Annotated in this window: 1 protein-coding gene; it reads left to right on the top strand. The window is 72.1% G+C overall.

The window, feature by feature from the left end; translation table 11 throughout:
* A partial coding sequence (locus SNE206_RS39180) for an EndoU domain-containing protein (protein WP_407918374.1) occupies positions 1-14,827 on the top strand: 14,827 nt, incomplete at both ends.

Here is a 14,827-nt window from a genome sequence, read left to right as displayed (position 1 = left end):
ATCCGGTGCAGGACTGGGCGGGGTACGCGGCGGAGTTCATGGGTGCGGGGCGGGAGGGTCTGGAGGAGGTCGCGGCGCGGGTGGAGGCCGCGGGCGCGGGCGCGGCCGCGATCGTGTTCGGTGCGGGACGCAACGGCTCCGGGCACATCTGGAACCTGGTGAACGTGCCCGGTACCGGCCTGGTCTGGGTCGACGCCCAGCGGTCGGTGTGGGCACCGGGCGAGCAGCCGCTGTACCCGGACGCCACCCGGATCTGGGCCATCCCGCTGGACGCCGACAACACCTACATCCCCGGCACCGGACAGTGGAACGACGCCACCACCACCGACACCCACACCCACAACGCCACCGACAACACGAGCACCGCCCAGCCACCCGCCACCTACACCGGCATTGTTTTCAGTCTTCTGGGAGAAGGCGAGACAGTGCTGGCGCAGGCACGGGTCGAGCCGCCGAGCGAGCGGTTCCCGGAGAAGTTCGGTACCGGCGGGCCGGCCCGTGAGGGCGGGTTCGATGCACAGCGGGTCCAGTTGGCGAATGGCGATATCGAGACCCGTGCGGTGGTGCGGATCTTCCTGGACGTGCGGCAGCCGGAGAGCGGCCCGCTGATCACGCGCCGGCAGATTGAGGAGGTCGAGACGCGGGCCCGGCACGGCGTGGCCGCGCGGTACGGCCAGGGTCTGCGGCTGCCCAACGGCGATGTGCTCGGCGTCGCGGTCGAGTTCGTGTCGAAGGAGGCCGTGGCCCACCGCACCGTCGCCCTGCACCCCGTGCGGGAACGCGAGGACAGCGGGAACTGGGGCCTCAGTTCCGACCCGGACGTGCTGGCGCACGAGATCGGGCATCTGCTGGGCCTGCACGACGAGTACCGCGAGGTGGGTGGGGAGATCCGGCCGGTCTACACGGACGGTGCGTTGATGGCCGGGTTCACGGTCGACGGGCGTGGCCGTCCGGTGGTGGACAACGATCGGGCGGTGGTCGGGTGGGGGCTCGGGCGGATGCGGATCGCGCCGCGTCATCTGCGGCAGTTGGGTGCCTGGATCGGTACGGCGCTGTACGGGTCGTCGGCTGGCGCCGATGAACGGGTGGATGGTCGTCCGTCGCGGGCGTCGTTCTCGCTGGATGTGCGGCGTGCGGTGCTGTACGGGAAGGCCGGTGTCGGCGGTCTGCTGCCGCCGTCGGGGATGTCCGGGCGGGTGCGGCCGGTGCCGGTGGGGGTGGCGAACCCCAATGGCACGTTCACGGCGGAGTACCCGGCCGGGGCGGGAGCCCGGGCGGTCGGGGACGACTGGTCGCAGGAGGCGGGTGATCTTGCGGCGGTGAGGTCGTCGCGGGTGGTGATGTTCCCGGAGCACTGGAGCGGGGACGATGCGGTGTACGCGGCGGAGCAGGCGTACCTGGATGCGCTGCGCAACGACGGGGTGGAGCCGCTCGGTACGGCGGGCGCCGCATTCCGGTGGAGGGGTGTGTACGGGGGGGTGCGGATCGAGGGCGAGGTCCGGGCCGGGACGTTCACCTCCTTCCGTCCGGCGGCGGACCAGCAGGGTCTCACCGTGCCGCCGTACCTGCCCGGGCCGACCAGGACCGTCCAGACCGTCGGGCAGGAACTGGGGTTCGGTCAGCGGGTCGAGGACGTGTCGCGCTATGGGGACCGCCGGACGCGCACCGGCGTGTACCACCTCACGACCGGTGGCCCCACGGAGGAGATCGGGCTGCGCGTGGTGCCCGAGCTGGAGGTGCACGAGAACGGCACGTACCGCGCCGACGTGTGGTTCCTCGATCCGGCCGTCACGCCCTTGTCCATGAACGCTGCCTTCCCGTCGAAGTGGCACCGTCACACCGACGGGGACGCGCACCGGATGTTCCCTCAGGACTGGTCGCCGAGTGAGGTACTCGAAGCGGTCGAGCTGGCGTACGAGAGGCGTGTCGATAAGCCGCTGGCCGACGGCCGGACGGTGCGCTGGGTGGGTGAGGCGCAGGGTGTGCGGATCGAGGGGCTGGTGCGCGACGGCCAGCACGTGGCGTTCCGGCCGACGCGGCACCAGTTGTACCGCCGGTGGCGGGAGGAGGAGATCGTCGGAGCGACGCCGGCGACGACCGTCGCGGTGCCATCCGGCGGTAGGCAGCGCCGGATGGACGTCAGCCGGGTGCTGTTCGCCAACGGGCAGCCGGGAATCCGCGTGGCGTTGCGGATCCACCTCCACGACCCGAAGGACGCCCGCTCGCAGGCCGTCCTGAGCACCCGGCAGCTGTTCCAGGAGCTCGCCGACGCGTCCTACAACGTGCTTCCGCGCCAGGACGGCGCCCTCCTGTTCCGGCTGTCCGTGACCGTCGTGGACACGCCGGAGACCGCCCATCGGAAGGCCAAGGTTTCGGGCCGTGCGATGAAGCCCGAGCTGCTCTTGGCGATACTCAAGGACATTCTCGGTACCCCGCCGACCCAGGCGGAGATCGCGGGACTGGCACAGCGCGCGGCGGCGCTGGCGCCGCACGAGGGCTGGGAACCGGCGGAGGGCGACGACCCGGCCGTGGCGAGGCAGAGGCTCGCGCAGGCGGTCAGCTCGTACGACCCGTTTGCCGACGGATCCCCCTTGAGGGAGCCCGATCCGAAGGCACTGGGCCCGGTCCGCCCCACGGTCAGCCTCCTCGACCACCGCACCGAGGAGGTCGAGGCAGCATTCGCCCCGGGTGCGCCGCGCACCGTCTACCCGGACGACGCCTATCCGCAGGGGTGGAACGCACAGGTCGCCAAGTACGCCGCTTTCGAGATCCTCGCCGCGCCCAGGCGCACCGACCCTGCGCCGGGACGCCCCGGCGTCCAGCTCGTGTACGGCGAATTCGCCGCTGCCTGGCTGGAGGTGGAGGTCGAGCGGGGCGAGATCGTCGACATCCGGCCGGCGCCGAAGTCGGTGGTCGCCGGGCTTCGGCCGAAGACGCGCAGGACACCCCGCCGGCAGCCGACGGCTTCGGCCCCTATCCACGATGCCGCACGTCCGCCTGCGACGGCGGTGTCGGCCTCCGATCACACGGCCGAGATGGAGCTGCAGTCGGGCGAGGTGCAGCCGCCGAGCGGGACGCTGACGGCCTGGGCACGCTACAGCGGTCCGTTGTTCCTGCGGCGGTTCGACGTGCGGCGGGTGCGGCGGTCGGACGGTGAGCACGAGGCGCGGCTGAGCGTGCGGATCTTCCTGGACGTGAAGCAGCCGGTCGGCGGCCCGCCCATCGGACCGGATGACGTGAGCGAAGTCCGGGAGCAGGCACGGGCCGGTGTCCGTGCGCATTTCAACGGCGGCTCGCGGCTGCCCGACGGGGATCTCCTGCGGGTGGAGCTGGAGTTCGTCGATCGGGTCGAGGATGCGCAGCACTCGGTGAGTCTGCACCGGAATCTTCCTCGGGCAAGTGCCTTGAACTGGGACGTGGCCCTGAGGGGGAGCACACTGGCCCACGAGGTCGGGCATCTGTTGGGCCTGCACGACGAGTACCGCGAGGCGAGGGCGGCGAGCCGCCCGGTCTACACCGACGGCGCGCTGATGGTCATGGAATCGGCAGACGTACGCGGCCGTCCTGCAGTGGACCAGGCCCGAAGGACAGACGGTGCTGTTCCCGGGCGGAGGTGGATCCCGCCGCGCCATCTGCGGCAGTTGGGTGCATGGATCGGTACGGCACTGGACGGGACTGCGGGTCGGGATTCGGAGAGGGTGGATGGTCGTCCGTCGCGGGCGTCGTTCTCGCTGGATGTGCGGCGTGCGGTGTTGTACGGGGCGGCCGGGGCGGCGGGCCTGTTGCCGCCGTCGGGGATGTCCGGGCGGGTGCGGCCGGTGCCGGTGGGGGTGGCGAACCCCAACGGGACGTTCACGGCGGAGAGTCCGGTCAGGTCGGAGGTGGCGCGGGACGGCTGGTCGGGATCGTCTGGCGATCTGGCGGTGCCGGTGCTGACATCGCGCCGGGTCGTGATGTTCCCGGAGCACTGGACCGAGGACGACGCGGTGTACGCCGCGGAGCAGGCGTACCTGGACGCGCTGCGCAGCGACACGGTGGAGCTGCTCGGCCTGTCCGGGGGCGCCTTCCGCTGGGTCGGCGTGTACGGCGGGGTGCGGATCGAGGGCGAGGTCCGGGCCGGGGTGTTCACCTTCTTCCGTCCGGCGGAGGACCAGCGGGGCCTGAGCGGGCCGACGTACCTGCCCGGCCCGGTGAACAGTGAGTGGACCGTCCTCCGGGAGGGGGAGGACGAGCTGCTGCCCCGGTTCGGTCAGCGTGTCGAGGACGTGGCGCGCTACGGCGACCGCCGGACCCGCACCGGTGCCCACCACGTCATGGACGGCGACCCGACCACGCAGGTCGGGGTCCGGTACCAGCCCGACCGGGAGGTGCACGAGAACGGCACCTACCGCGCCGAGGTGTGGTTCCTCGATCCGGCGGTCGGCCCCTGGGATAAGGATGCTCCGCTGCTGTCGCTGTGGTACCGGCACGTCGACGCGGACCGGCACCGGATGTTCCCGAAGGCATGGCGGCCCGACGAGGTGCTCCAAGCGGTCGAGGACGCCTACGAGTGGGCCGAGGAGCGGCCGGAGGCCGACGGGCGGACGGTGCGCTGGGTGGGTGAGGCGCGGGGTGTGCGGATCGAGGGGCTGGTGCGTGACGGCCAGCATGTGGCGTTCCGGCCGACGTGGCACCAGTTGCACCGCCGGTGGAGGGAGGAGGAGATCGCCGGGCAGAATCAGCCACTGCAGGTCACCCTGCCGTACGGCGACAAGGAGCGGACAGAACTCGACCGGGTGTTGTTCGCCAACGGGCAGCTCGGCCTCCGCCTCGTGGTGAAGCTCCACCTGGACGATCCGGACGGCGCCGGCTCACCCGCCGTACGGCGCGCCCAGCGGCGGTTGCAGCCGGTCGTCGACGCCGCCTACAACGCGCTCCCGCGTAACGACTGGGCTCTCCTGCTCCAGGTGTCCGTGGCCGTGGTGGACAGGCCGGAGTCGGCCCATGCCGTGGTCGCGGTCGGCGGCGGAGCAGTGGTCACCGACGACACGCTGCTGGCGGCGGTCCAGCGGATTCTCGGGGTGCCGCCCGAGACGGCGGAGATCGCGGAACTGGCGCGGCGCCTGGCGCAGGACCTCACCGAGCAGGCCCCCCGCACGGCGGGCGGACGGTCCCTGCTCGATCAATGGACGGTGCAGGACGAGCACCCCGTCCGGGGGCCGCAGAAGCTGGCCGCCGCCCTGGCCGCCCGCAACTCGTTCGTGAGCAGCTTCCCCCTGCGGGAACCCGACCCGAAGGCCCTGGGCCCTGTCCGGCCCACGGTCGATCTTCTCAGCCACTACGACCACATAATCGGGGAGGCTTTCGCCCCCGGCGCACCGCGCACCGCCTACCGCGCTGACCGGTATCCGGCGCGGTGGAACCCGGCGGTTCTCAAGGGTGCGGCCTTCGGCGTCGTCAGAGAGCCGAAGCGGATTGTCACATCCCCGGAGCAGCCGTCCCGGCAGATGCTGTACGGAAGCGTCGCGGGCGTGTGGCTGGAGGTGGAACTCGACCGGGGCAGGATCATAGACGCCCGGCCCGCACCGCAGTCGGTCGTCGACGAGCTCGGGGCGGCAGCCGTCGGCACGGGACCCGCCCAGGTGACGGCGTCGGCTCCCGGAGGGGTCCTGGCGGTGCCGGAGCCCGCCGAGGTGGAGCTGGGGCGCGCCGAGGTCGGGCCGCCGAGCGAGGAACAGCTCGGCCGACTGCGCTTCAGCGGCCCGTCGCGATCGCGGAGCTTCGAAGTCCGTCGGGTCGTCCGGTCCGACGGCGAGCGGGAGATGCGCTTCGTGGTGCGGATCTTCCTCGTACCGCGACAGGACGTGGGCGGTGAGCCGATCACCGATGCCGAGGTCGCCCTGGTCGAGGCGAAGGCCGTCGCCTCGGTGGAGGCCCACTACAACCGGGGTTCGCGACTGCCCAGCGGTGATCTGCTGCGTGTGAAGGTCGAGTTCGTGCAGGACCAGGCTCAGGCACACAGGGTGGTGCGGCTGGGTCGCCGGGTCGGTCGGGCGAGCTCCACGAACTGGGGTCTCAATTCCAGGCTGGGGACGCTGGCCCACGAGATCGGGCACCACCTCGGACTGCACGACGAATATCGGGACGGAGAAGTGCCGGGCCGCCCGGTATACACCGATCAGGCTCTGATGAGCGGCTACGAGGTCGATGTCCGGGCCCGGCCGATCATGGACGGTGATCACTGGGCCCGACCCTTCGTGGCCGGCCGCCAGTGGATCCCGCCCCGCCATCTGCGGCAGTTGGGTGCCTGGGCGGAAGCCGCCCTCGCAGCCTCGAAGCGGGTCGGACGGGACGGCGTGGTGTTCGCCACCGACCGCGAGAAGCGCCCGGACGGCCTGCCGTCGCGGGCGAGCTTCTCGCTGGATGTGCGGCAGACCGTACTCCACGGGACGCGGACCGTCCCGGGCCGGCTGGCAGCCTCCGCCATGTCCGACCGCAGGCACCCCGAGGGAGGGAAGAAGGGGAGGAGCACCAACGGCACCTACTGGTTCTACTTCCCTCTGACCGACGGTGAGGTGACGGCGAGCCGGTTCCTGGACGACTGGCACCCCGAGGCGGATGGCCTGGCATCACCGGCCGCTCCGAGCTCCCGCGTCCTGCGGATGTTCCCCGACCACTGGACCGGGGACGACGCGGTGTACGCGGCCGAGCAGGCGTACCTGGACGCGCTGCGGCGCCGGCCCGCAGTGGATGAACTCCTCCGCAGAGCGGACGACGCCGCTCAGACGTACCGGGACACGCTGCGGCGCGAGCCCGAGCTGCCCGAGATCCTCCGATCACGCATGGAGGTGGAAGTCTCGTTCTTGCGCCGTCTGTACAAGGCGGCGCTGCGCGACGGCGGGATCGAGCCGGTGGGTACGTCGGGCGGCTCGTTCCGCTGGAGGGGCGAGTACGCCGGGGTGCGGATCGAGGGCGAGCTGCGGCACGGTGTCTTCACCTCCTTCCGCCCGTCGGACGACCAGCTGCGACTCACCACCACCGAAAGCTCCCCGCCACAGCCGATGCCCGGACCGGGCGGACCACGATTCGGCCGCCGGGTGGAGGACGTGGTCAGGTACGGCCACCGCCGGACACTGACGGGTGCGTACCTCGCACCGAAGCGGAAGGCGGCCGAGACCAGCGGTGTGCGCATCACCCAGGACAAGGACGCCCACGAGAACGGCACCTACACGGCCCTCGTGACCTTTCTCGACCCGGCGCTGCGCCCGAATGATCCGCGGAGCATCTTCCCGTCGCGGTGGAGGCTGCACGAGGACGGCGACCGTCATCGGATGTTCCCGGGCATCTGGACCTCGGACGAGCTGTTCGACGCCGTCGACAAGGCGTACACCTCCGCCGTCGTCGCCGGGAACCTCCACGAAGGGCCGTCCGGCGGGAGCGTCCACTGGGTCGGCGAGGCCAGGGGCGTGCGGATCGAGGGCCTGGTGCGCGACGGCGAGCACGTCGCCTTCCGCCCCACCTGGCAGCAGCCCCACCTGCACTGGCCGGAGGAAGCGCCGGTGGGCGTCCTGCCGCCCAGCACCCTGAGCTTCGACTACGGCGAGGACGAGTATCACCTGATTGTGCAGCACGTGCTGTTCGCCGACGGGCAGCGCGGCGTGCGGCTGCTGGCGAGGTTGTACCTCCAGCCGCGCGGCGCGGCCGGCGCGGCCGTCGTACGGCAGGTCAAGGAGCGCGTCCAGCAGGTCGTCGACGCGCACTACAACGCCGTCCCGCGCGCGGACGACACCCTGCTGGTTCGCCTGTCCGTCGTCGTGGTCGCCTCCGCCGACAGCGCCCACCGATCCGTTCCGGTCGACTGGAAGTCCTACAGCGACGAGGCACTGCTGAAGCGGCTGCCCCGTCTGGTGGGCCTCGAACCCACCGCCGACCAGATGGCGGCCATGGCGCAGCACGTCGAGCGGACCGGTCCGGCCGGTGCCCTGCGCTGGCAGATCCCTTCGCGCTCCACGGACGAGCAGGCCGCGCGCCGGGCACTGGCCGCCGCTGAGGTCTTCGCCAGGTCGGCAGCCGTGCCGTCCGGCATGCTGCGCGGGCCCGACCCGGCAGACGCCCCCGAGGATGCCGCCGAGGCCGCCGCCGAGGCCGCCGCCAGGTCGGCAGCCGTGCCGTTCGGCATGCTGCGCGAGCCCGGCCCGACAGCTGCCGGCCCGGCGGTGCCCGTGCGGACGGTCATGGAGGGGTTCGAGGAGGACGTGGTCGCGGCGTTCGCGCCCGGCGCCCCGCGCACCACGCATCCGCGTGGCAGCTTCCCGAGCGGGTGGAGCGGCGACGACGTCGCGTACGCCGCCGTCGAGGTGATGAAACAACCCGAGAGCATCACCGCGGACCCGGCCCGTCCGGAGGCGACGACCGCCCACGGCACGTACGCCGGCTTCCGGCTGGACGTGGAGATCGAGAACGGGCTCGTCGTCGACGTCCACCCGGCACCCGGGCAGCCGGCCGCCGTCCTGCAACCGTTCGTCCCGACGCCGCACTGGCTCACCGTGCCCGCCGACGAGGCGCTGGCCGAACTGGTCGGCAACGAGCCGGAGGAGGAGACGGACGTACCGGAGCAGGCGCCGCCCACTCCGCCGACCGGACCCGTCGCGGTGCGGACCCGGCCGTCGGCACCCGCGCGGTTCCGGGGCTCGTTCGGCGCACCCGTGCCGGGACGCCTGGACGCGTGGTTCGCCCGGCGGTTCGCCTCCCTGCCGCAGACCGTCGCGGGCACCGGGCAGCCGCTGCCCGGCACCGTCCGGCGCCGGCCCGTGGTGCGGAACCTGTCGCCCGAGCAGTTCGGGAGGCTGCACGGCGGGGACTCGCTGGCGGGCACGCTGCCGCCCGAGGACGTACTGCTGCCGGAGGAGTGGCGGCACCTGGCGCCGCACGCCGCAGTCCACCGGGCCGACCACATCCTGTGGGACGAGCCGTTCAAGATGCGGGTACGTCCGGAGATCCGGAAGTACCGGGTGACGCGGCGCGCCGCGGACGGCACGGTGCGCACCCTGGCCGTGACCGAGTTCACCGCCCGGATCCTCCTGCAGCCGGAGGCGGGTCTGAGCGACGCCGACATCGAGCGCGTCAAGGCGAACGCCGTCGACGCCGTCGACGAGTACCTCAACTTCCAGCACCGCCTGGACGACGCCGAACGGTCGCAGCTGCACGCCCGGGTGGTCTTCACCGACCGGCCGGCCCGGGGAACCCGCAGCGTCCGCCTGGCAGGGGCGGACCTGCTGGAGCGGCCCAACGCCACCTCCTGGCACGGGGGCATGTCGAGCGGGGAGTTGGCCCACGAGGTCGCTCACCTGATCTTCGGTCTGCGCGACCGCTACCCGGACGCTGTCGGCGATACGCGGGTGACGCCCCTGTCGCCCGGCGTGCGGCTGGACGACGGGCTGATGACGACGAGCCAGGCAGTCTGGTACGACGCCGGCGCGGCGTTCATGACGGACCACGCAGGCCACCCGGTCTCAGCGCTCACCGGCCTGCGCGACACGGACCTCACCGAGATCACCGCCCTGGCCAGTGCCGCGGCCCACCTCACCCCCGCAACCGGCGGAGCCCGGCCGGTGACCGTCCGCCCGAAGCCTGCCGGCCCGCTCCGGCTCCAGGACCTGAAACTGCCCGCCGCCCTCCGGCGGCTGCTCACCTCGGACAAGCTCCGGATCCCCGAGGACCGTGAGGGTCTGCAGTACGTCCGCGAGCTGCGCACGGCACAGCGGTATCTCGGCGGGCCTCCGGCGGACCGGGCGGAGCTCGCCCAGGTGACGAGCCTGCTGGCCCGGGCCGGCGAGCTGTACGGGATCGTGCCCGGCGGGCTGTTCCACGACGACCTCGCCGACGACTTCCGGGAGCTCTGGGCGCACCTCGGCGGACACCACGAGTGGCATGCGGACGAGGTCCCGCCCATCACGGTGATCCACCACGCTCTTCGCGAGCTGCTCGGGCTCGCGGAGGACACGACGGTCGGCGCGTCCGAGGTGGACGCGGCGGCCCGCGCGGTCGCGTACACGCGGCAGAACGGCACCGACCCGTCCACAGCCGCCCCCGGTGAGCTGCTGGAACTCGGCCGGCACCTCCAGCTCTGGCGGGTGCTCGGCAGCCCGGGCGGGCCCCTATCGCAGCGCGGGCTGCAGACCATGCGCCGCGTCCACGCGCTGGTCGCCGCCCACCTGGGCGACGCCTCGACACGGGCATTCACCCGCGCGGACCTGCAGGGCCTGCTCACCGAACTCTTCGGCCTCCGCCCGCGGAAGGGAGCGGACACCCGCGCAGCAAGCCTCTACCACCTGATCGCCGACTACGACAGCGGCGGCGAACTCACCGTGCCCGCCCTGCGCGAGGCGGCCGCAGCATTCGGCACCGGTCTCGCGGCCGTGACGGCGGGAGGCTCCCCGATCTCCTCCACCTCCTCCACCGCCCCGCCCGCTCCCCCACTGCACGCGCAGAACCTGCCGTACCGGGACGCGCAGGAACTGCTCGACGACCTCGACAACGCCACCGACCCGAGCTGGGCTGAGGCGTGGAAGGCGACCGCGGACGACCGCGCACTGCGCCTGCTCGGGCCGGACCTCTTCGGGCTGCGCAAGCCCGCGCCGACACCGCCCTTCCTCCTCGGCCACGACCACACGGCCCTCAGCGGCGAGCAGCTCGACGCCTTCTTCGGCAACCTCGACCTGACCAACGACCACGCGCCCAGCCACGAGGACATGCACCCGGCGCGCCTGCCCGCCGCGGCGGGCTCCACCATGCGCGTCGAGCGCGCCCCCGGAACCCTGCACGACTGGGCGCCCGGCGACGTACCGCCCCTGCCTGAGCTCCTGGAGATCCCCTGGATTCGGCACGCGATCTGGCTCGGAGGTCCGCTGCGCAATGCCGGCGCGACGGAGTACTTCCGCGAGACCCTGGCCGCACTGACGGCGGAGGACCAGGTCGCGGTGGTTCTCTGGACGGACCTGCCGCGTACTGCCTTCGACACCGCACGCACCGCACCGTCCGGCTCCGCGGAGGACGGTGAGCACACCGAGGTCCGCGACATGCTGGAGTGGGCGCGGGAGAACCATGTCTGGATCGTCAACGTGGACGAGGTCTTCCACGAGGGCGCACCGATGGTGCTGCACGAGTTCTACGCCTCGGAGCTGACCAGGCGGTCCGGCCCGGGGTACGCGCAGGCCAGTGACATCCTCCGGCTGGAGATCCTCCTCCGGTTCGGCGGGATCTACGCCGACGGCGACCTGGAGGTCGACTCGCTGGAGCAGATCTCCCGGGTGATCGAATCGCCGCAGGCCTATGCCTTCCACCAGGTCCCGGAGACCGGGGCGATCGGCAACGACCTGATGGTGATGCCCGCAGGACACCCCTTCGCCCTGGCCTACCTGGAGACCGTCCGGGAGAAGTACGCCCTCACCCAGGCGGAACTGTTCGGCGACGTCGGCCACTACGACCCCGTCTACTTCCTCACCCCGGAAGGACGCACCCGGCGGAACTCCACCACCATCCGGACCGGGCCGGACGTCCTGGCCGAACTGGCCGAGCTGGCGGCCGAGGACCTTCACTCGCTCCCGGTGATCACCGACATCGAACCGAACAGCGCGGCCAGCTGGCTCCAGCCGACACAGGACGGCCGCCGCACCGCGCGGCCCACCCGACGCTCCACGCTCGCGACGGCGGAGAAGGCCGTCCAGACCCTGGTCCGCAGCCTCTACAACCGCTCGGGCGACCTCCACCTCACCGCGGTCGCCGCCGTGCTCACCGGCCACCCGCAGCACGACGAGATCTGGACCGCCGCACTGGAGTACCTCGCCGCTCGCCCCCGGCTCGGCGGCCTGGTGCGGACGGTGACGGGATGGAGCCTCCAGGCACTCGACACCGCCGTCCAGGTGGAGCTCCCGGCGGCCGCCGCAAAGCTGTTGGACCTCGCAGCGCCGCACAGGGGCGAGGCGTCCTGGTGGCTGGGGGACCACAAGGTGCCCGCACGACTCCGCCTCACCACCCCCGCGCCGCCCGCCCCGCCCGCGCCGCCCGCGCCGCCTGCTCCGCGCCGCCGATCCCGCCCCGAGCCGCCGACCGTGTCCGCCCCGCCGTCCGGTCGGCGGGCCGGCCACCGGCCCTACCGAGGACCGGGTGGGGTGCCGGTGGTCGGCCGGATGAACGGGTGGTTCCCGCGGCTCACCAGCCCTTCCGCCCGCATCGTGAGCAGGTCGGGTACCAGGCTGGCCGACTCGCACGACCGGCTGCCAGTGGTAAGGAACCTGTCGGAGCGCCAGTTCCTCACGATGCACGGCCGTGACCGGCACGCCGGTGCGTTGCCTCCGCAGGACGTCCTGTTCCCGGCGCAGTGGCGCCATCTGGGTCCGGTGGCCGAGGTCCGCGCGGTGAGCCGCACGATCTCCACACCGCCGTACAAGCACCACGTCTCCGTGGAGGTCAGGAAGTTCTCGGTGAGGCGCCCTGATACGAGCGGCGCGGTACAGGTGCTGGAAGTCACGGAGATCACCGGAACCGTTCAGCTGGTGCCGGACCCGTCCCTGGCGCGTGCCGACGTCGAGCGTGCCAAGACGAGGGCCGTCGACGGGATGAACGAGTACCTGAACTTCCAGCACCGACTCGTCGACGGCTCGCAACTGCACGTCCGGATCGTCTTCACGGACACTCCGGCAGCCGGAGCAGAGCGTGTCGAGCTCCTGCCCGGCGACGGCAGCGATCCGGGCAACCGCGCGGCGAGCCACCGCTGGCACGCCGACATGATGCACAACGTGTTCGCCCACGAACTCGGTCATCTGTTTCTGCAACTGCCGGACCGGTATCAGGACGCGTATACGGACACCCGCGCCACGCAGCTGTCGCCCGGTGTCCGGAACGACGACAGCCTGATGGCCACGACCTCCTCCAGCTGGATGCACACCAGTCCCAACACGCCCGTGATGGACCTGGCAGGCAGGCCCGTCGCACAGGCGAACGCCCTGCACGACCTCGACATCGAAGCGGTCAGCACGTGGGTGAAGGCCACCGGCGACCTCCAGCCCGCGACGGGAACGGCCGCCGCGCTGCAGGAGACGCCGCGCCTGGCCGGCCCGATCACGGCGGACCAGCTCCGGCTGCCCTCCGGAATCCAGCAGATGCTGGCCGACGAGGAGTTCCGGGAGATCCCGCCCGACCTCGAACTGCTGGACTACGTCCGCCGACTGGACGAAGCCCACGCCGTCCTCGGCGAACCCCCCGCGACCCGGGCTCATCTGGATCTCGCAACCGGTCTGAACTCCCTCGCGCGCGAGTTGTACGACGCAACCGTGATGAGCCTGATGAATCAGAGGGTCCTGGAGCACTTCCGAGGGCTCTGGCAGTACCTGGGGCAGCGGTCCGGTGCCCCGGCCTTCGCGGTCCCGTCCGCCGACGAGATGCGGGAGCAGGTCCGTCAGCTGCTCGGTCTGCCGGCCGGAACCGAGGTCGGGCGACTGGAGGTGGATGCGGCCGCCCGCGCGGTGGCGTACGCGCTGGTAACAGGCCTCGACCCGGCAGGCCTCGCCCCGGGCGTGCTGCTGACCAACGGCCGGGCCATACAGCTGTGGCGCGAGCTGGGCGGCCCGGACGACCCGTCCGACCCGACCGAGCTCCAGGCCGCGATCCGCGCCTACCGGCTCGCCACCGACCATCTGGGCGACGGCTCAGGCCGGTACGTCGCCCGCTCGGACCTGAGAAACCTGCTCCAACAGCTCTTCGGGCCGCGCCCCGCCAGCATGAACGACTCACGGGTGCTCCTCCTGCGCCGTCTCGCCACCCGCTACGACGGCGGCCTCGGCCACTCGCTCGCCGCGGTGCGCCACTGGGCCATGACGCTCGCCGGCCTGCCGCCGCAGCGCACCCTCTCACCCGAGGACCTCCGCGGGGTGCTCCGGCTGACGGTGCTCGCCGCCACCTCCCTGATCGAGCCCCAGGACGACCAACTGAGCAGGCTGGCAGGGCACCTGCTCGGTGCCGGCGCCCTGCCCGAGGAACTGCTGGCCATGGCAGGTGTCCTCTGGCGGCTCTACGGCGAGGATGTGCTCCTCAGCCCGTCCCTGCTCAACGCCGTCGCGATCGTCCGCCGCTGGTCCGACGAGTGCTTCGGGATCAACCCCGACCCCGCGGTGACGGCCGAGCACCTGCTCGACTTCGCCGTGGAACTGCTGGCCGACCACCGTGGCGGACCGGTTTCGGATATCGACGACCTGGGCCATCTCGCCCACCTGGTCAGGGCGACCGAGGTATGGAGCGCCTTCTACGGGGCGAGTCTGACAGCCGACCACGTCGGTGCGCAGCTTCAGCTGCTCCATCTCGCGGGCGGCCGGGACGTCGACGCGGTGCTACGGAGTGTGTTCACCCGCCCGGCACGGTTCGAGCACCTGGTGGACCACTACCTGGGGGTGCGCGATCTTCTTCAGCGCCCGGTCGGCTCGCTCGGCCGTCTGGCGGCGGTGCACCGGTTGGAGGAGTGGGCCGCCGAGGCGGGCAGTGCGCTGCCGATCGCGGCCGACCGCCTGAATTACTGGGCCGTGGAGCTGTTGGGCCGAACCTCCGGGCTCGAACTGGTCCGTGAGGTCGAGGGGTTGCTCGACGGCGCGGCGAATGCGTCGCTCGGTGCGTTGCGTGATGTGTTCGTGGCCGCGGTGTCCGCGGACCGGGCGGTCGTGCCACCGGTGCCCGTGGTGTCGATGTCGACGGGTGTGTGGTTCCCGCGGGTGGGTGGTTCCGCGGTGGAGGGGGGTGCGGCGTTTGCGGTGCCGGGTGCGGTGGGTTGGCGTCTGGTGGTGGGTCATGGTGCTGCGGG

This window comes from Kitasatospora sp. NE20-6 (genome assembly GCF_045862635.1).
The sequence above is the reverse complement of the archived record's forward strand: the minus strand, read 5'-3'. Positions and strand labels throughout refer to the sequence as shown.